This window comes from Salmonella sp. 32120201201600049SM (assembly GCF_017572835.1).
GTDB lineage: Bacteria > Pseudomonadota > Gammaproteobacteria > Enterobacterales > Enterobacteriaceae > Salmonella > Salmonella enterica.
Window position 1 is genome coordinate 100,567 of the sequence record NZ_JAGESA010000010.1, and the last position, 20,704, is coordinate 121,270.

Annotated in this window: 13 protein-coding genes and 1 pseudogene; 11 read left to right on the plus strand and 3 right to left on the minus strand. The window is 52.0% G+C overall.

The annotated features are described in order from the left end of the window. Positions 1-25: 25 nt before the first annotated feature. From lrp to J4650_RS18140, 10 genes are all read left to right on the plus strand, one after another. Positions 26-520, plus strand: coding sequence for a leucine-responsive transcriptional regulator Lrp (lrp, locus tag J4650_RS18095; protein WP_000228469.1), 495 nt, complete (start codon positions 26-28; stop codon positions 518-520). Positions 521-654: 134 nt separating this feature from the next. Then, on the plus strand, positions 655-4,689 hold the full coding sequence (gene ftsK / locus J4650_RS18100; protein ID WP_039512103.1) for a DNA translocase FtsK: 4,035 nt from the start codon (positions 655-657) through the stop codon (positions 4,687-4,689). 142 nt (positions 4,690-4,831) lie between these two features. Beyond that, entirely contained in the window at positions 4,832-5,443 is a 612-nt protein-coding gene (gene lolA, locus J4650_RS18105; protein ID WP_001519746.1) for an outer membrane lipoprotein chaperone LolA, read from the plus strand. A gap of 9 nt (positions 5,444-5,452) precedes the next feature. Then, positions 5,453-6,796: a replication-associated recombination protein RarA gene (gene rarA / locus J4650_RS18110; protein WP_000067785.1), complete on the plus strand. Its 1,344-nt coding sequence runs from the start codon at positions 5,453-5,455 to the stop codon at positions 6,794-6,796. Positions 6,797-7,054: 258 nt separating this feature from the next. Next, positions 7,055-8,347: a serine--tRNA ligase gene (gene serS / locus J4650_RS18115; protein ID WP_000886697.1), complete on the plus strand. Its 1,293-nt coding sequence runs from the start codon at positions 7,055-7,057 to the stop codon at positions 8,345-8,347. A gap of 236 nt (positions 8,348-8,583) precedes the next feature. Beyond that, a complete protein-coding gene (gene dmsA / locus J4650_RS18120) occupies positions 8,584-11,028 on the plus strand; it encodes a dimethylsulfoxide reductase subunit A (RefSeq protein ID WP_023203499.1) in 2,445 nt (814 codons plus the stop codon). Between the two features lie 10 nt (positions 11,029-11,038). Next, positions 11,039-11,656, plus strand: a complete 618-nt coding sequence (gene dmsB / locus J4650_RS18125) for a dimethylsulfoxide reductase iron-sulfur subunit DmsB (RefSeq protein WP_023993629.1) — start codon at positions 11,039-11,041, stop codon at positions 11,654-11,656. Between the two features lies 1 nt (position 11,657). After that, the gene (locus tag J4650_RS18130; protein ID WP_023993630.1) at positions 11,658-12,521 is read left to right on the plus strand and encodes a dimethyl sulfoxide reductase anchor subunit family protein; all 864 of its coding nucleotides are present in this window, start codon (positions 11,658-11,660) and stop codon (positions 12,519-12,521) included. 349 nt (positions 12,522-12,870) lie between these two features. Continuing rightward, entirely contained in the window at positions 12,871-14,019 is a 1,149-nt protein-coding gene (locus J4650_RS18135) for an MFS transporter (protein WP_000109278.1), read from the plus strand. Positions 14,020-14,236: 217 nt separating this feature from the next. Then, positions 14,237-15,658 (plus strand): amino acid permease, encoded by a 1,422-nt coding sequence (locus J4650_RS18140; RefSeq protein WP_001134264.1) that lies wholly within the window; start codon positions 14,237-14,239, stop codon positions 15,656-15,658. 291 nt (positions 15,659-15,949) lie between these two features. Here J4650_RS18140 and pflA read toward each other — a convergent pair whose 3' ends face one another. After that, positions 15,950-16,747, minus strand: coding sequence for a pyruvate formate lyase 1-activating protein (gene pflA / locus J4650_RS18145; RefSeq protein ID WP_000067928.1), 798 nt, complete (start codon positions 16,745-16,747; stop codon positions 15,950-15,952). A gap of 118 nt (positions 16,748-16,865) precedes the next feature. Further along, positions 16,866-17,203: pseudogene (locus J4650_RS22885) on the minus strand (cytoplasmic protein). A 130-nt stretch (positions 17,204-17,333) separates the two neighbouring features. Here J4650_RS22885 and sopD2 point away from each other — a divergent pair. After that, complete coding sequence (sopD2, locus tag J4650_RS18150) at positions 17,334-18,293, plus strand: SPI-2 type III secretion system effector SopD2 (protein WP_001145562.1); 960 nt, start codon at positions 17,334-17,336, stop codon at positions 18,291-18,293. 75 nt (positions 18,294-18,368) lie between these two features. Here sopD2 and pflB read toward each other — a convergent pair whose 3' ends face one another. Then, positions 18,369-20,651, minus strand: a complete 2,283-nt coding sequence (pflB, locus tag J4650_RS18155) for a formate C-acetyltransferase (RefSeq protein ID WP_001292799.1) — start codon at positions 20,649-20,651, stop codon at positions 18,369-18,371. Positions 20,652-20,704 lie beyond the last annotated feature (53 nt).

The window sequence follows — 20,704 nt, forward strand, 5'->3', positions numbered from 1 at the left end:
GAAGGAATACAGAGAGACAATAATAATGGTAGATAGCAAGAAGCGCCCTGGCAAAGATCTCGACCGTATCGATCGTAACATTCTTAATGAACTGCAAAAGGATGGGCGTATTTCCAACGTCGAGCTTTCTAAACGAGTAGGACTTTCGCCGACACCTTGCCTTGAGCGTGTGCGTCGGCTGGAGCGACAGGGGTTTATCCAGGGCTATACGGCGCTGTTGAACCCGCATTATCTGGATGCGTCACTTCTGGTATTCGTTGAGATTACCTTAAATCGCGGCGCGCCGGATGTGTTTGAACAGTTTAATGCCGCCGTGCAAAAGCTTGAAGAGATTCAGGAGTGTCATTTGGTTTCCGGCGATTTCGACTACCTGTTGAAAACCCGTGTACCGGATATGTCAGCGTATCGAAAACTATTGGGAGAGACGTTACTGCGCTTGCCAGGTGTGAACGACACCCGAACTTACGTAGTGATGGAAGAGGTAAAACAGAGTAATCGTCTGGTTATTAAGACACGCTAACACGGAACAGGTGCAAAATCGCCGTAGTTTGATTACACTCCTGTTAATCCATACAGCAACAGTGCCGGGGCAACCCGGTGCTGTTGTCCGTTTTAGCATCGGGCGGGAAAAGCCTGGAACCTGGAGAGCCTTTTTTGAGCCAGGAATATACTGAAGACAAAGACGTCACATTGACGAAGTTAAGCAGCGGGCGCCGACTTCTGGAAGCGTTGTTGATACTTATTGCCCTTTTTGCCGTCTGGTTGATGGCGGCCTTGTTGAGCTTTAACCCTTCGGACCCCAGTTGGTCGCAAACCGCCTGGCATGAACCCATCCATAATTTAGGCGGCGCGCCGGGCGCGTGGCTGGCCGATACACTGTTCTTTATTTTTGGCGTAATGGCCTACACCATCCCTGTCATTATTGTCGGCGGGTGCTGGTTTGCGTGGCGTCATCAGTCTACGGATGATTACATCGACTATTTTGCTGTGTCGCTACGCCTTATCGGCGTGCTGGCGCTGATTCTCACTTCCTGCGGTCTGGCGGCCATTAATGCCGACGATATCTGGTATTTCGCCTCCGGCGGCGTAATTGGCAGCCTGTTAAGCACCACGCTGCAGCCGTTGTTGCATAGTAGCGGCGGAACGATAATGCTTCTCTGTATTTGGGCTGCCGGGCTGACGCTCTTTACCGGCTGGTCCTGGGTCAGTATCGCCGAAAAATTAGGTGGCTGGCTGCTTAATATACTGACCTTCGCCAGCAACCGTACCCGGCGTGATGATACGTGGGTTGACGACGAAGAGTATGATGACGAATACGATGAAGAAACCGACGGCGTGCAGCGTGAATCTCGCCGGGCGCGTATTTTGCGCGGCGCGTTGGCGCGTCGTAAGCGACTGGCTGAAAAATTCAGCAATCCACGGGGCCGTCAGACCGATGCCGCGCTCTTTTCCGGCAAACGGATGGATGATGACGAGGACATTCAGTATAGCGCGCGCGGCGTCGCTGCCGATCCCGACGACGTTCTGTTTTCGGGCAACCGTGCGACGCAGCCGGAATATGATGAATATGATCCGCTGTTAAACGGCCATTCTGTCACCGAACCGGTCGCCGCCGCTGCGGCTGCAACCGCCGTCACCCAGACGTGGGCAGCGTCCGCCGATCCCATAATGCAAACGCCGCCCATGCCGGGGGCTGAGCCGGTTGTCGCGCAACCGACCGTGGAGTGGCAGCCCGTACCGGGGCCGCAAACCGGCGAACCGGTTATCGCGCCTGCGCCGGAGGGGTATCAGCCGCATCCGCAATATGCTCAACCGCAAGAGGCGCAAAGTGCGCCGTGGCAGCAACCTGTGCCTGTCGCTTCCGCGCCGCAATACGCCGCGACGCCAGCGACCGCAGCAGAATATGACTCTCTTGCGCCGCAGGAAACACAGCCGCAATGGCAGGCGCCGGATGCCGAACAACACTGGCAGCCGGAGCCGACCCATCAGCCGGAGCCGGTTTATCAGCCGGAGCCGATAGCGGCTGAACCTTCCCATATGCCGCCGCCGGTTATCGAACAGCCGGTTGCCACCGAGCCTGAACCTGACACAGAAGAGACCAGACCCGCCCGTCCTCCGCTTTACTATTTTGAAGAGGTGGAAGAGAAACGCGCCCGTGAGCGCGAACAACTGGCGGCATGGTATCAACCGATTCCGGAGCCGGTAAAAGAGAACGTGCCGGTCAAACCTACGGTATCTGTCGCGCCGTCCATACCGCCAGTGGAAGCGGTAGCCGCCGCGTCGCTTGACGCAGGTATTAAGAGTGGCGCCCTGGCAGCAGGCGCCGCGGCCGCTGCGCCTGCATTTAGTCTGGCTACTGGCGGCGCGCCGCGTCCGCAGGTGAAAGAGGGGATTGGTCCGCAACTGCCGCGTCCGAACCGCGTTCGCGTGCCGACCCGACGGGAACTGGCATCGTACGGTATTAAGCTGCCGTCACAGAGGATTGCAGAAGAAAAAGCCCGCGAGGCGGAGCGCAATCAGTACGAGACGGGCGCGCAGCTAACCGATGAAGAAATAGATGCAATGCATCAGGACGAGTTAGCCCGTCAGTTTGCGCAGTCGCAGCAGCATCGTTATGGTGAGACGTATCAGCATGATACGCAACAGGCAGAAGATGACGATACCGCTGCGGAAGCTGAATTAGCCCGCCAGTTTGCCGCTTCGCAACAGCAGCGCTATTCCGGCGAGCAACCCGCTGGCGCGCAGCCGTTCTCACTGGACGATCTGGATTTCTCGCCAATGAAAGTATTGGTTGATGAAGGTCCGCACGAACCGCTGTTCACGCCGGGTGTCATGCCCGAGTCAACGCCTGTTCAGCAACCTGTAGCGCCGCAGCCGCAGTATCAGCAGCCGCAGCAGCCGGTAGCGCCGCAGCCACAGTATCAGCAGCCGCAGCAGCCGGTAGCGTCGCAGCCACAGTATCAGCAGCCGCAACAGCCGGTAGCGCCTCAGCCGCAGTATCAGCAGCCGCAACAGCCGGTAGCGCCGCAGCCGCAGTATCAGCAGCCGCAACAGCCGGTAGCGCCGCAGCCGCAGTATCAGCAGCCGCAACAGCCGGTAGCGCCTCAGCCGCAGTACCAGCAGCCGCAGCAACCGACAGCGCCGCAAGACAGCCTGATCCACCCGCTGTTGATGCGTAACGGCGACAGTCGTCCATTGCAGCGTCCGACGACGCCGCTGCCTTCGTTAGATCTTTTGACGCCGCCGCCGAGCGAAGTTGAACCGGTAGATACCTTTGCGCTGGAACAAATGGCGCGTCTGGTTGAAGCGCGCCTGGCGGATTTCCGCATTAAAGCTGATGTGGTGAACTATTCGCCAGGCCCGGTCATTACTCGTTTTGAACTGAATCTGGCCCCGGGCGTTAAAGCAGCGCGTATCTCCAACCTTTCCCGGGATCTGGCGCGCTCATTGTCAACGGTAGCCGTACGCGTTGTGGAAGTCATTCCAGGCAAACCTTACGTAGGGTTGGAATTGCCGAACAAGAAACGGCAAACCGTTTATCTGCGCGAAGTGTTGGATAACGCCAAATTCCGCGAGAATCCGTCGCCGCTTACCGTGGTGTTAGGTAAGGATATCGCGGGCGATCCGGTAGTGGCGGATCTGGCGAAAATGCCTCACCTGCTGGTGGCCGGTACGACCGGTTCCGGTAAGTCGGTCGGGGTTAACGCCATGATCCTCAGTATGCTGTATAAAGCGCAGCCGGAAGACGTTCGCTTTATCATGATCGACCCGAAAATGTTAGAACTCTCGGTCTATGAAGGTATACCGCATCTGCTGACAGAAGTTGTTACCGACATGAAAGACGCGGCTAACGCGTTACGCTGGAGCGTCAATGAGATGGAGCGTCGCTATAAGCTGATGTCCGCGCTCGGCGTGCGTAATCTGGCTGGGTATAACGAGAAAATCGCCGAAGCGGCCCGCATGGGGCGTCCGATTCCGGACCCGTACTGGAAGCCGGGCGACAGTATGGATGTTCAGCATCCGGTTCTGGAAAAACTCCCGTATATCGTGGTACTGGTTGATGAATTTGCCGACCTGATGATGACCGTCGGTAAAAAAGTTGAAGAGCTGATCGCGCGTCTGGCGCAGAAAGCGCGCGCCGCGGGGATTCACCTGGTACTGGCGACGCAGCGTCCGTCGGTCGATGTGATTACTGGTTTAATTAAAGCCAACATTCCAACCCGTATCGCTTTTACCGTATCCAGCAAGATCGACTCCCGCACCATTCTTGATCAGGGTGGCGCTGAGTCGCTATTGGGAATGGGGGACATGCTCTATTCCGGACCAAACTCCACCATGCCGGTACGTGTCCATGGGGCGTTTGTGCGTGACCAGGAAGTCCATGCGGTGGTGCAGGACTGGAAAGCGCGCGGTCGTCCGCAATATGTGGATGGCATTACCTCCGACAGCGAAAGCGAAGGTGGCGGTGGCGGTTTTGACGGCGGCGAAGAATTAGATGCGCTATTCGATCAGGCCGTTAATTTCGTCACCCAGAAGCGTAAAGCGTCCATTTCCGGCGTTCAGCGTCAGTTCCGCATCGGCTATAACCGTGCGGCGCGTATTATCGAACAGATGGAAGCGCAGGGTATTGTCAGCGCTCAGGGGCATAACGGTAATCGTGAAGTGCTGGCTCCGCCGCCTTTTGAGTAAACCTGTAAGCCGGATGGCGCTGTGCAGGCTGCCATCCGGCAACAAAATTCAGTATTTTCTTCTTTCCTCATGCTGATTTTTGGCCTGGAATAGAAAGCAAAAGGAGCTCCTGGTCGGGAGTGTCGAAACCTGAGGAATAATGATGAAAAAAATGGCAATCGCCTGTGCATTACTTTCAAGCGTTGTAGCCAGCAGCGTATGGGCTGACGCCGCCAGCTCTCTGAAAAGCCGTCTGGATAAAGTGAGCAGCTTTCATGCCACCTTTACTCAAAAAGTCACCGATGGCAGCGGTGCCGCGGTGCAGGAGGGACAGGGTGATTTATGGGTTAAGCGGCCAAATCTATTCAACTGGCATATGACGCAACCTGACGAGAGTATTCTGGTTTCTGACGGCAAAACGTTATGGTTCTATAACCCGTTTGTAGAACAGGCTACCGCCACGTGGTTGAAAGATGCCACCGGAAATACACCGTTTATGCTGATTGCCCGCAACCAGGCCAGCGACTGGCAGCAGTATAATATTAAGCAGGATGGCGATAATTTTGTGCTGACGCCGAAAGCCAGCAACGGCAATCTGAAACAGTTCACCATCAATGTGGGACGCGACGGGACTATCCACCAGTTTAGCGCCGTAGAACAAGACGATCAGCGTAGCGCCTATCAGCTAAAATCCCAGCAAAACGGCGCGGTTGATCCGTCAAAATTTACGTTTACTCCGCCGCAAGGGGTAACGATAGACGACCAACGTAAGTAGAGGCGATGAGTGAGCAATCTGTCGCTCGATTTTTCTGATAATACGTTTCAACCGCTGGCCGCGCGAATGCGGCCGGAAAATTTAGCACAGTATATCGGCCAGCAGCATTTGCTGGCCGCAGGTAAACCGTTGCCTCGCGCTATTGAGGCCGGGCATCTGCACTCCATGATTTTATGGGGGCCGCCAGGGACGGGGAAAACCACGCTCGCTGAAGTGATCGCCCGCTACGCCAGCGCCGATGTCGAGCGTATTTCCGCCGTCACTTCTGGGGTAAAAGAGATTCGTGAAGCTATCGAGCGCGCCCGCCAGAATCGTAATGCTGGTCGCCGTACCATCCTGTTTGTCGATGAAGTGCATCGCTTTAACAAAAGCCAGCAGGACGCCTTTTTACCGCATATCGAAGATGGCACTATCACCTTTATCGGCGCGACCACGGAAAATCCCTCTTTTGAGCTGAACTCGGCGCTATTGTCGCGAGCGCGGGTCTATCTGCTGAAATCGTTGACCACTGATGATATCGAGCAAGTACTGGACCAGGCGATGCAGGACAAAACGCGTGGTTACGGCGATCAGGATATCGTGTTACCGGATGAGACACGGCGAGCGATTGCTGAGTTGGTCAATGGCGACGCGCGGCGCGCCTTAAATACGCTGGAAATGATGGCTGACATGGCGGAGGCGGATGACAGCGGCAAACGCGTTTTATTGCCCGCCTTGTTGACCGAGATCGCCGGCGAGCGCAGCGCGCGTTTTGATAATAAAGGCGATCGCTTCTACGATCTTATTTCCGCCTTACATAAATCAGTGCGCGGCAGCGCGCCGGATGCCGCCCTCTATTGGTATGCCCGTATCATTACCGCGGGAGGCGATCCGCTGTACGTGGCGCGTCGCTGCCTGGCGATTGCCTCGGAAGATGTGGGTAATGCCGATCCGCGCGCGATGCAGGTCGCCATTGCCGCGTGGGATTGTTTCACCCGCGTTGGCCCGGCTGAAGGCGAAAGGGCGATCGCGCAGGCTATCGTTTATCTCGCCTGCGCGCCGAAGAGCAACGCCGTCTATACCGCCTTTAAGGCTGCGCTGGCCGACGCGCGCGAACGTCCTGATTATGACGTTCCTGTCCATCTGCGTAATGCGCCAACCAAACTGATGAAAGAGATGGGCTATGGCCAGGAGTACCGCTATGCCCACGATGAGCCCAATGCCTATGCTGCGGGTGAAGTGTACTTCCCGCCGGAAATCGCGCAAACGCGCTATTATCATCCGACAAATCGTGGTCTGGAAGGCAAGATTGGCGAAAAGCTCGCCTGGCTGGCTGAACAGGATCAAAATAGCCCCACAAAACGCTACCGCTAGTGTAAACGTTGCGGTAAGGTTATCTCTAAATATGATGCTCCAGGTATCATGGCGTTGATGATGAATCTCGTTATGCCTGATAGCACGTTGCTTATGAGGTCCGCGGGTATAGCGCAATGGATGCGTTGTTGCTGTCGTCGGTCTGGTAAGGCGAAAACGTCGCTATTACGTAAACGCGGTTTACGTTCATCAATACAATCAGAGGCGATCATCAATTGATCGCGTTTCCTTTTATTATTCGATAAGCACAGGATAAGCATGCTCGATCCCAATCTGCTGCGTAATGAGCCAGACGCAGTCGCTGAAAAACTGGCACGCCGGGGCTTTAAGCTGGATGTAGATAAGCTGCGCGCTCTTGAAGAGCGTCGTAAAGTTTTGCAGGTCAACACGGAAAACCTGCAGGCGGAGCGTAATTCTCGATCGAAATCCATCGGCCAGGCGAAAGCGCGCGGGGAAGATATCGAGCCTTTACGCCTGGAAGTGAATAAACTGGGCGAAGAGCTGGATGCGGCGAAAGCCGAGCTGGATACCTTGCTGGCGGAGATCCGTGATATCGCGCTGACCATCCCAAACCTGCCTGCGGATGAAGTGCCGGTAGGTAAAGATGAAAACGACAACGTTGAAGTCAGCCGCTGGGGTACCCCGCGTGAGTTTGATTTTGAAATCCGCGATCACGTCACCTTAGGGGAAATGCACTCCGGCCTCGACTTTGCCGCCGCGGTTAAGCTGACCGGCTCCCGTTTTGTGGTGATGAAAGGACAGATTGCGCGTATGCATCGCGCATTGTCGCAGTTCATGTTGGATCTGCATACGGAACAGCACGGCTATAGCGAAAACTACGTGCCGTATCTGGTTAACCACGACACGCTGTATGGCACCGGTCAACTGCCGAAATTCGCAGGCGACTTGTTCCATACCCGTCCGCTGGAAGAAGAAGCAGACAGCAGCAACTATGCTTTGATCCCGACGGCGGAGGTTCCGCTGACCAATCTGGTACGCGATGAAATCATCGACGAAGATCAGCTGCCGATTAAAATGACGGCGCATACGCCTTGTTTCCGTTCTGAAGCAGGTTCTTATGGTCGTGATACCCGTGGCCTGATTCGTATGCATCAGTTTGACAAAGTGGAAATGGTGCAGATCGTTCGCCCGGAAGATTCTATGGCTGCGTTGGAAGAGATGACCGGCCACGCGGAAAAAGTGCTCCAGCTACTGGGACTGCCGTACCGTAAAATCATTCTGTGCACTGGCGATATGGGCTTCGGCGCCTGCAAAACCTATGACCTCGAAGTCTGGGTTCCGGCGCAGAATACCTACCGCGAGATCTCTTCCTGCTCTAACGTCTGGGACTTCCAGGCGCGTCGTATGCAGGCACGCTGTCGCAGCAAGTCCGACAAAAAGACCCGTCTGGTCCATACCCTGAATGGTTCTGGTCTGGCGGTAGGTCGTACCCTGGTGGCCGTGATGGAAAACTATCAGCAGGCTGATGGCCGCATTGAAGTGCCGGAAGTATTACGTCCGTACATGAACGGACTGGAATATATCGGCTAATCCTCGCTTTCTCCTCTTCTAAAAAGCGCCTTCGGGCGCTTTTTTTATGCCAGTTTGATACCGGACAATAATCCCTACCCTATTAGGGGTAATACTGATTTCGAATGAAGGTCAGTTTTTAACACTATTTTTCTACTTTTTCGATATATATCAGACTTTATAGCGACGTTATCGCTATATAAAATTCTATACATCGTTTTATTGTTTTTTTATTGTGAGCAGCAGAGTGAGCCCTTATGAAAACTAAGATCCCTGATGCCGTGCTGGCAGCCGAGGTGAGCCGTCGTGGTTTAGTCAAAACCACCGCGATAGGCGGCCTGGCGATGGCCAGTAGCGCATTTACCCTGCCATTTACCCGCATCGCTAACGCCGCAGAGGCAATAAGCCCGGCGAAAACCGGCGAGAAAGTCGTCTGGAGCGCCTGTACGGTAAACTGTGGCAGCCGTTGTCCGCTACGTATGCATGTTGTGGATGGCGAAATCAAATATGTTGAAACGGATAATACCGGAAACGATGATTACGATGGCCTGCATCAGGTTCGCGCCTGCCTGCGCGGTCGTTCTATGCGTCGTCGCGTCTATAACCCGGATCGGCTCAAGTATCCGATGAAGCGCGTCGGCGCGCGCGGCGAAGGTAAATTTGAGCGTATTAGCTGGGACGAAGCCTACGATATCATTGCCACCAATATGCAGCGTCTTATCAAAGAGTATGGCAACGAGTCCATTTATCTGAACTATGGCACGGGAACGCTGGGCGGCACTTTGACACGTTCATGGCCGCCGGGAAAAACGCTGGTCGCTCGTCTGATGAACTGCTGCGGCGGTTATCTTAACCACTACGGTGATTACTCTTCCGCGCAAATCGCAGCGGGTCTGAACTACACCTATGGCGGCTGGGCGGATGGCAATAGTCCATCCGACATTGAAAACAGTAAGCTGGTGGTGTTGTTTGGTAATAACCCTGGCGAAACCCGCATGAGCGGGGGCGGTGTAACCTATTACCTTGAACAGGCGCGGCAGAAATCAAACGCGCGGATGATCATTATCGATCCTCGTTACACCGACACCGGCGCCGGTCGCGAAGATGAGTGGATTCCGATTCGTCCAGGTACCGATGCGGCGCTGGTCAATGGTCTGGCATATGTCTTAATCACCGAGAACATGGTCGATCAGCCGTTCCTGGATAAATATTGCGTCGGTTATGACGAAAAAACCTTGCCTGCCAGCGCGCCGAAAAACGGTCACTACAAAGCCTATATTCTGGGCCAGGGTAAAGACGGTATCGCGAAGACGCCGGAGTGGGCGGCGCAAATTACCGGTATCCCGGCGGATCGCATTATTAAGCTGGCGCGAGAAATCGGCAGCGCTAAACCCGCCTATATTTGCCAGGGGTGGGGACCACAACGTCATGCTAATGGAGAAATCGCCACGCGCGCCATCTCGATGCTGGCGATCCTGACGGGTAATGTTGGGATTAACGGCGGTAACAGCGGCGCGCGCGAAGGGTCTTATGCCCTACCATTTGAACGTATGCCCACGTTGGAAAATCCGGTTGAAACCAGCATCTCCATGTTTATGTGGACCGATGCCATTGAACGCGGCCCGGAAATGACGGCGCTGCGTGATGGCGTGCGGGGTAAAGATAAGCTGGACGTGCCGATCAAAATGATCTGGAACTATGCTGGCAACTGTTTGATTAACCAGCACTCTGAGATTAACCGCACCCACGAAATCCTGCAGGATGACAAGAAATGCGAAATGATCGTCGTTATCGACTGTCATATGACCTCGTCGGCAAAATACGCCGATATTCTGTTGCCTGATTGCACTGCTTCTGAGCAGATGGACTTTGCGCTGGATGCCTCCTGTGGGAACATGTCTTACGTTATCTTCACTGACCAGGCGATTAAACCGCGCTTCGAGTGTAAGACGATTTATGAGATGACCAGCGAACTGGCGAAACGTCTTGGCGTGGAACAACAGTTTACCGAAGGACGGACGCAAGAAGAGTGGATGCGTCATCTGTACGAACAGTCGCGTAAATCCATTCCGAATCTGCCCACCTTTGAGGAGTTCCGTAAGCAAGGCATCTTCAAACAGCGTGACCCTGAAGGCCACCATGTCGCCTATAAAGACTTCCGCGAAGATCCGCAAGCGAATCCACTTACAACGCCATCGGGCAAGATTGAAATCTATTCACAGGCGTTGGCGGATATCGCCGCCACCTGGGAGCTGCCGGAAGGCGACGTGATCGATCCATTACCGATCTACACGCCAGGTTTTGAAAACTATAACGATCCGCTAACGGATAAATTCCCGCTGCAGTTGACGGGTTTCCACTATAAAGCGCGTGTGCATTCCACTTATGGCAACGTAGACGTACTGAAAGCCGCCTGTCGCCAGGAAATGTGGATTAACCCAATGGATGCGCAGAAACGCGGTATCAACAATGGCGATAAAGTCCGCATCTTCAACGATCGCGGCGAAGTACATATCGAGGCTAAAGTGACGCCGCGCATGATGCCGGGTGTGGTCGCCCTGGGAGAAGGCGCATGGTATGACCCGGATACAAAACGCGTGGATCAGGGCGGATGTATTAACGTACTGACGACCCAACGTCCTTCTCCGCTGGCGAAGGGGAACCCGTCACATACGAACCTCGTTCAGGTTGAAAAGGCGTAAGGAGTAACCGATGACAACCCAGTATGGATTTTTTATTGATTCCAGCCGTTGCACCGGTTGCAAAACCTGCGAACTGGCCTGCAAGGACTACAAAGATTTGACCCCGGATGTCAGCTTCCGCCGCATTTATGAGTATGCGGGTGGCGACTGGCAGGAAGATAACGGCGTCTGGCACCAGAACGTCTTTGCCTACTATCTCTCCATCTCCTGTAACCACTGCGAAGACCCGGCCTGTACCAAAGTCTGTCCGAGCGGCGCGATGCACAAGCGCGATGACGGTTTTGTGGTGGTGAACGAAGAGATCTGTATCGGCTGCCGCTACTGCCACATGGCCTGCCCGTACGGCGCGCCGCAGTACAACGCGGCCAAAGGTCATATGACCAAGTGCGACGGCTGTTATGACCGGGTGGCGGAAGGCAAGAAACCGATTTGCGTGGAATCCTGCCCGCTGCGGGCGCTGGATTTTGGCCCGATAGACGAACTGCGTAAAAAACACGGAGAGCTGGCTGCCGTCGCGCCGTTGCCGCGCGCGCATTTCACGAAGCCGAATATTGTGATTAAACCCAACGCCAACAGCCGCCCGACCGGGGACACTACCGGTTATCTGGCCAATCCGAAGGAGGTATAAGATGGGAAGTGGATGGCATGAATGGCCGTTGATGATCTTCACGGTCTTTGGTCAGTGCGTGGCCGGTGGTTTTATTGTTCTGGCTCTGGCGCTGATGAAGGGCGACCTGCGCGCGGAAACGCAGCAGCGGGTGATCGCCTGTATGTTTGGTCTGTGGGTGCTGATGGGGATTGGCTTTATCGCCTCGATGCTGCATCTGGGCTCGCCGATGCGCGCGTTTAACTCGCTTAACCGCGTGGGTGCTTCCGCACTGAGCAATGAAATTGCCAGCGGCTCGGTGTTTTTTGCGGTCGGCGGGATTGGCTGGCTGCTGGCGGTGCTGAAAAAGCTGCCGCCGGCACTGCGCACACTCTGGTTGATTATCACGATGGTACTGGGCGTCGTCTTCGTCTGGATGATGGTACGCGTCTATAACAGCATCGATACAGTACCGACTTGGTATAGCGTCTGGACGCCGCTGGGCTTCTTCCTGACGCTCTTTATGGGGGGGCCGCTACTGGGTTATCTGCTGCTGCGCATCGCGGGCGTGAACGGTTGGGCGATGCGTCTGTTGCCTGCGGTGTCGGTGCTGGCGCTGGTGATTATTGCCATTATGGTGGCCATGCAGGGCGCGGAACTGGCGACGATTCACAGTTCCATTCAGCAGGCGTCTGCTCTGGTGCCGGATTATGGTTCGCTGATGGCCTGGCGTATGGTGCTGCTTGCGGCGGCGTTGTGCTGCTGGATTGTGCCACAGTTAAAAGGGTATCAACCTGCGGTACCGTTGCTCTCTGTCGCCTTCATTCTGATGCTGGCGGGGGAATTGATTGGCCGCGGCGTATTCTATGGGCTGCATATGACCGTGGGCATGGCGGTAGCCAGCTAACGCGTTGACGCGCATTCGGCCTGCAGAACGTGCAGGCCGAATACGCCTTTAGCCACCATCAATCTAAGGAATATAACCGGGGCGGAGAAGGCGCATATAAATCCATAGAGAAGAAAACGAAGCTAAAGGAACCATGAAATTTTTCGACTGAACAAAACGCCGATTTTGCGGGTTAGATCAATAAAAACAAGGGGATGAATTTTTAGCCTTTCAATATATTCACGCGCAGAATAAGTAAATCAAATCGATAGTCTCAAAACTTGCGGATCGCCCATGCGGAGCCGATTGACAATGTTTTTGGCGATGGCATGATGCGCATGAAATTTGAACTTCCTCACGGTTTTTATTCATGTCCACCTATACCCGTCCCGTCATGCTTTTGCTGTGCGGGCTACTTTTGTTGACCCTGGCCATTGCGGTACTGAATACGCTTGTGCCGCTGTGGCTTGCTCAGGCAAACCTTCCTACCTGGCAGGTGGGGATGGTCAGCTCGTCTTATTTTACCGGCAATCTGGTCGGGACGTTATTTACCGGGTATTTAATTAAACGCATTGGGTTTAACCGTAGCTATTATCTTGCCTCGCTGATCTTCGCCACGGGTTGTGTCGGATTGGGGGTGATGGTGGGGTTCTGGAGCTGGATGAGCTGGCGTTTTATTGCCGGTATCGGCTGCGCCATGATTTGGGTGGTTGTCGAGAGCGCGTTGATGTGCAGCGGAACCTCGCATAATCGCGGACGCCTGCTGGCTGCCTATATGATGGTCTATTACATGGGGACCTTCCTTGGACAATTATTGGTCAGTAAAGTATCTGGTGAATTGCTGCACGTCCTTCCCTGGGTGACCGGAATGATTCTGGCGGGAATTCTGCCGCTACTCTTTACCCGAATTGTAAATCAGCAAACGCAGACACGTCATTCCTCTTCTATTAGCGCCATGCTGAAGCTACGCCAGGCGCGTCTTGGCGTGAATGGTTGTATTATTTCCGGCATTGTTCTTGGTTCATTATATGGCCTGATGCCGTTATATCTGAAGCATCAGGGGATGGCTAACGCCAGCATCGGTTTCTGGATGGCGGTGCTGGTGAGTGCCGGCATTTTGGGGCAATGGCCAATGGGACGTCTGGCGGACAAATTTGGTCGCTTGCTGGTGTTACGCGTACAGGTATTCGTTGTCATACTCGGTAGTATTGCCATGTTAACCCAGGCGGCGATGGCGCCAGCTCTGTTTATTCTGGGGGCGGCGGGTTTTACGCTTTATCCCGTTGCAATGGCCTGGGCCTGTGAAAAAGTCGAACACCACCAGCTTGTGGCAATGAACCAGGCACTGTTGTTAAGTTATACGGTAGGGAGCCTGTTGGGGCCGTCTTTTGCTGCGATGTTAATGCAGAATTATTCAGATAATCTGCTGTTTATTATGATCGCCAGCGTATCGTTTATTTATCTGCTGATGCTGTTACGTAACGCCGGCCAGACGCCTAATCCTGTCGCCCACATCTAACTGTTCTCTGAATCGTATGCAGGACGTGAGTCTTGCATACTCTTTGTTTATGTTTTACGTAAAATAATTGACCTGCATAATTTTCTTGCTTTACTGAAAAATAAAATGTGCCGAAGGTTATAATTTTGCGCTCCTCTATTTTCTCTCTTCGTCTTTACCGCGCATAATCCCCCGCTTCATTTATAGTAATAGCATTGTGTTCACGAAGGATCGCGTTATGCCGAATGTGCAGGAAAAACAGTTGCGATGGTACAACATCGCCCTGATGTCGTTTATTACCGTTTGGGGATTCGGCAATGTTGTCAATAACTATGCTAACCAGGGGTTAGTGGTTGTCTTCTCCTGGGTGTTTATTTTTGCGCTCTATTTTATTCCTTATGCCTTAATCGTGGGGCAACTGGGCTCAACCTTCAAAGAGGGAAAAGGGGGCGTCAGTACCTGGATTAAGCATACGATGGGGCCGGGGTTGGCTTACCTTGCGGCATGGACTTATTGGGTCGTGCATATTCCCTACCTGGCGCAAAAGCCGCAGGCGATACTCATTGCATTGGGATGGGCTTTAAAAGGCGACGGCTCGTTGATAAAAGAATATACCGTCGTTGCCTTGCAGGGGCTGACGCTGGCATTGTTTGTTTTCTTTATGTGGGTTGCTTCCCGGGGGATGAAATCGCTAAAGGTTGTTGGGTCTGTGGCCGGAATTGCCATGTTTATCATGTCAATTTTATATGTTGTGATGGCAGTGACCGCGCCAGCAATTACAAACGTTGAAATTGCGACCACTAACATCACCTGGCAGTCATTTATTCCTCATATCGATTTTACCTATATCACCACCATCTCTATGTTGGTCTTTGCGGTTGGTGGGGCAGAGAAGATCTCGCCTTATGTCAACCAGACGCGGAATCCAGGAAAAGAATTTCCGAAGGGGATGCTCTTTTTAGCCGTCATGGTTGCGGTCTGCGCTATCCTCGGTTCGTTGGCGATGGGAATGATGTTTGATTCGCGGCATATACCTGACGATTTAATGACTAATGGGCAATATTATGCATTCCAGAAATTGGGTGAGTATTACCATATGGGTAATTCATTAATGGTGATTTATGCCATTGCCAATACTCTGGGGCAAATCGCCGCTCTGGTGTTTTCTATTGATGCGCCACTGAAAGTCTTACTGGGTGATGCAGACAGTAAATATATCCCGCAGCGCTTATGCCGTACTAACGCTTCAGGTACGCCAGTTAACGGTTATTTGCTGACATTAGTGTTGGTCGCTATCTTGATTATGTTGCCAACGCTTGGCATCGGCGATATGAACAACCTGTACAAATGGCTGCTTAATCTCAATTCAGTCGTTATGCCGCTGCGCTATCTGTGGGTATTTGTCGCCTTTATTGCCGTCATTCGACTGGCGCAAAAGTACAAACCCGAATATGTGTTTATTCGCAACCGGGCGTTGGCGTTAACTGTGGGAATATGGTGTTTCGCCTTCACCGCGTTTGCCTGCCTTACCGGTATTTTCCCCAAAATGGAGGCGTTCACGCCGGAGTGGACATTCCAGCTGACGTTGAACATCGTGACGCCTTTTGTCCTGGTCGGGTTGGGATTAATTTTCCCACTGCTGGCGCGTAGAAACACATAACGACGTTCTTTTCCACGGCGCTCCTGCCAGGCGAGCGCCTTTTAAGGTCACAGGTGCCTGGGTTCCAGGCGAGACAACGGTATTAACAGGCGCCGGGGCAGCAATAGTTGTCAGACCTTCAACTCAGCAGCAGATAAGCGACTCCTGTATTTAATTCCTGGTAAGCGCAATATTGTTAACCAGGCCTGTCTGACGGCAGGGTCGGGTATTTTAGCGGTAAGAGCGTTATCCAGACAGCAAAACGGCTACCGTCATGAGTAGCCGTTTAAAAGCGGGTAAGATAGCAGGCGATTAATACATCACTTTATGACCATACTGCTCAAGAATACCCTTTACACGTTCCATGGTCTCTTTTTTAGGCGGTTTCACGCCATCCAGTTTATATTCTTCGCCCATTGCCACCCATTTATGTTTGCCCAGCTCATGATAGGGCAGCAGTTCGATTTTTTCGACATTACCCATATCGCGGGTAAACTCACCCAGGCGATGCGCGGAATCATCGTCGTCAGACCAGCCGGGAACGACAACGTAACGGATCCAGACCTTCACATTTTTCTTTGATAAATACTGCGCGAATTCCAGCGTCCGGTGATTGGAGACACCGACCAGATTCTGGTGGATCTCATCATTCATCTGCTTGAGATCGAGCATCACCAGATCGGTAACGTCCAGCAGTTCATCAATCACCGGGTCATAACGGCGCACAAAGCCGTTGGTGTCGAGACAGGTGTGGATACCTTCTTTTTTACAGGCGCGAAACCAGTCGCGTACAAATTCTGCCTGCAAAATGGCCTCGCCGCCGGATGCCGTCACGCCGCCGCCAGAAGCATTCATAAAATGCCGATAGGTCACCACCTCTTTCATTAAGTCTTCAACGGTGATTTCTTTACCGCCATGCGTATCCCATGTGTCGCGGTTATGGCAATACAGGCAGCGCATCAGGCAGCCCTGGAAAAAGGTAATAAAGCGGATGCCTGGGCCATCAACGGTGCCACAGGACTCAAAGGAGTGAATGCGACCAATAACCGGCTTTTTATCAGCAGTTACTGCAACACTTTCATTTGTAATACAATCGGTTAAGTTACTCATATCGCTTCGGCTAGCTCTAAATAACATGGGGTTTATGGACACATTCCGGGCATGTTGAGCACCCTGGTAAGGGGGTTGCATCCTGTAAAAAAGCGGTACTGCGAGCGTAAATTTTGGACTACAGAATGTGTGGCTGTTCCAGAATGTGCTGCAATGGAGCTATTTTACCTCTATTCAGTATAAAATATACGGCAAATCTATGCTGCATAACTCGCACCGCCAGAAATTCTGGCTCATTCATCAGCCCGGTACCTCTGTTTAACGCCCAAACCGCAATACATACTGCAAGTGTATCATCCATAGCGTCCTGGTTTTGCTGTTTATGATCCGCCTCTTTTTTCGAATGGTTGGCGCCGTTTTGTTGTGGTCAGAACGAAAATAATTCTCAACATAATTCAGATGTGTCCAAAGAACGTTATGCGCTGTCCAGCGCCTGGCGTCGCATTCAACGCGCAATCAGGTGTAAATCTGATGTCATTTCTAAACCCAGGCTGATTCAATCTCTTAAATAGAGTGTGGTTTTAATCAAAAAATGAGAGCAACGGATTGGATCTTGCTTTCGCGGTAAATAATCAAGGGAGTTATTATGCCAGTTACGTTAAGTTTTGGTAATCGTCATAACTATGAAATTAATCATTCACGGCTAGCCCGTTTGATGAGTCCTGATAAAGAAGAAGCGCTATACATGGGGGTATGGGATAGATTTAAGGACTGCTTCAGAACACACAAAAAACAAGAGGTGCTGGAGGTATTATATACACTCATCCATGGATGTGAACGTGAAAATCAAGCTGAACTTAATGTTGATATAACCGGCATGGAGAAGATACATGCCTTTACACAATTAAAACAATATGCTAATCCATCTCAACAAGACCGCTTTGTTATGCGTTTTGATATGAATCAGACACAAGTTTTATTTGAGATTGATGGCAAGGTTATTGATAAATGTAATTTGCATCGTCTCCTCAATGTTTCAGAAAACTGTATTTTTAAAGTGATGGAAGAAGATGAAGAAGAGTTGTTTTTTAAAGTATGTATTAAGTATGGAGAAAAAATTGCCCGCTATCCAGAATTATTAGAAGGATTTGCTAATAAACTTAAAGATGCAGTTAATGAGGATGATGACGTTAAGGATGAAGTTTATAAGCTTATGCGATCTGGAGAAGATCGAAAAATGGAATGTGTTGAATGGAATGGTACTCTTACTGAAGAGGAGAAGAATAAACTACGCTGTCTTCAAATGGGGTCTTTTAATATTACTACCCAATTTTTTAAAATAGGTTACTGGGAATTAGAGGGGGAAGTCCTGTTTGATATGGTTCATCCAACACTTAGCTATCTGCTACAAGCATATAAACCGTCATTGTCATCTGATTTAATAGAAACTAACACCATGCTGTTTTCTGATGTATTAAATAAGGATTATGATGATTATCAAAATAATAAAAGAGAAATTGATGCTATTCTAAGAAGAATATATAGATCACATAATAACACTTTATTTATAAGTGAAAAGTCGAGTTGTCGCAATATGCTTATATAAAAAGTCATTAAAAAGGCCCCACTGATATGGAGCCTTTTTTGTACGCTTTTTATGGCGTAATTTCAGTCAAACCCATTACATGGTCTGCGTGAAGGTACGAGTAATAACGTCCTGCTGCTGTTCTTTCGTCAGGGAGTTAAAACGTACTGCGTAACCAGATACACGGATGGTCAGCTGCGGATATTTTTCCGGATGTTCCATCGCGTCCAGCAGCATTTCACGGTTCATGACGTTGACGTTCAGGTGCTGACCGCCTTCGATGGACGCTTCGTGGTGGAAGTAACCATCCATCAGACCTGCCAGGTTAGTCTTACGAACTTCGTCGTCTTTACCCAGTGCGTTCGGAACGATAGAGAAGGTATAAGAAATACCATCTTTCGCGTAAGCAAACGGCAGTTTAGCAACGGAGGTCAGAGAAGCGACAGCGCCTTTCTGGTCACGACCGTGCATCGGGTTAGCACCTGGTCCGAACGGCGCGCCAGCGCGACGACCATCCGGGGTGTTACCGGTTTTCTTACCATACACAACGTTAGAAGTAATGGTCAGAACAGACTGTGTCGGGATAGCGCCACGGTAGGTGGTCAGTTTCTGAATTTTCTTCATGAAACGTTCTACCAGGTCAACCGCCATGTCATCTACACGAGCGTCGTTGTTACCAAACTGCGGGTATTCGCCTTCGATTTCGAAGTCGATAGCCAGACCATCTTCGTCACGAATCGGTTTAACTTTCGCATATTTGATGGCAGACAGGGAGTCAGCAGCAACGGACAGACCTGCGATACCACACGCCATGGTGCGGATAACGTCACGGTCGTGCAGCGCCATCAGAGAGGCTTCGTAGCTGTACTTGTCGTGCATGTAGTGGATAACGTTCAGCGCGGTGACATACTGTTTAGCCAGCCAGTCCATGAAGTGATCCATGCGGTCCATCACTTCGTCGAAGTTCAGAACATCGCCTTTGATCGGTTCGGATTTCGGACCAACCTGCATTTTCAGTTTTTCATCAACGCCGCCGTTGATAGCGTACAGCATGGTTTTCGCCAGGTTTGCACGCGCGCCGAAGAACTGCATTTGTTTACCAACGATCATCGGGCTTACGCAGCATGCGATAGCGTAGTCATCGTTGTTGAAGTCCGGACGCATCAGGTCATCGTTCTCGTACTGCAGAGAAGAAGTGTCGATGGAGACTTTAGCGGCGAATTTCTTGAAGTTCAGCGGCAGTTTTTCAGACCACAGAACGGTGATGTTCGGCTCCGGAGACGGCCCCATGGTGTACAGGGTGTTCAGGAAACGGAAGCTGTTTTTGGTGACCAGAGTACGGCCATCAACGCCCATACCGCCGATAGATTCGGTTGCCCAAATCGGGTCGCCGGAGAACAGTTCATCATATTCCGGAGTACGCAGGAAGCGAACCATACGCAGTTTCATGACCAGGTGGTCAATCATTTCCTGTGCGTCTTGCTCGGTGATTTTGCCTGCTTTCAGGTCACGTTCGATGTACGCATCCAGGAAGGTGGATACACGACCGAAGGACATTGCTGCGCCGTTCTGAGATTTAACCGCAGCCAGGTAACCGAAGTAAGTCCACTGGATTGCTTCCTGAGCGTTAGTCGCCGGACCAGAGATATCGCAGCCGTATTTAGCTGCCATTTCTTTGATCTGACCCAGAGCGCGGTGCTGTTCAGCGATTTCTTCACGCAGACGGATAGTCGCTTCCAGATTTACGCCGTTTTCCAGATCGGATTGCAGAGACGTAAACTGTGCGAATTTGTCTTTCATCAGGTAGTCGATACCGTACAGCGCTACGCGACGGTAGTCACCGATGATACGGCCACGGCCATACGCATCCGGCAGACCGGTCAGAACGCCGGATTTACGGCAACGCAGGATGTCCGGAGTATAAACGTCGAACACGCCCTGGTTGTGAGTCTTACGGTATTCGGTGAAGATTTTTTTGATCATTGGGTCCAGCTCGCGATTGTACGCTTTGCAGGAACCTTCAACCATTTTGATGCCGCCGAACGGGATAATCGCACGCTTCAGCGGAGCTTCAGTCTGCAGACCAACAATTTTCTCAAGCGCTTTGTTGATGTAGCCAGCGTCGTGAGAAGTGATGGTGGAAGCAACGGAGGTGTCAAAGTCAACAGGCGCGTGAGTGCGGTTTTCCTGTTTAACGCCTTCCATTACGCTGTCCCACAGCTTGGTGGTCGCGTCAGTAGCGCCAGCCAGGAAGGACTCGTCACCCTCATACGGAGTGTAGTTTTTCTGAATGAAGTCACGGACGTTTACTTCATTCTGCCAGTCACCTTTGGTAAAACCTTCCCAGGCTGTGGCTAACTTTTCATTAAGCTCGGACATGTAACACCTACCTTCTTAAGTGGATTTTTTATTTACTGCGTGTAATGGGCATC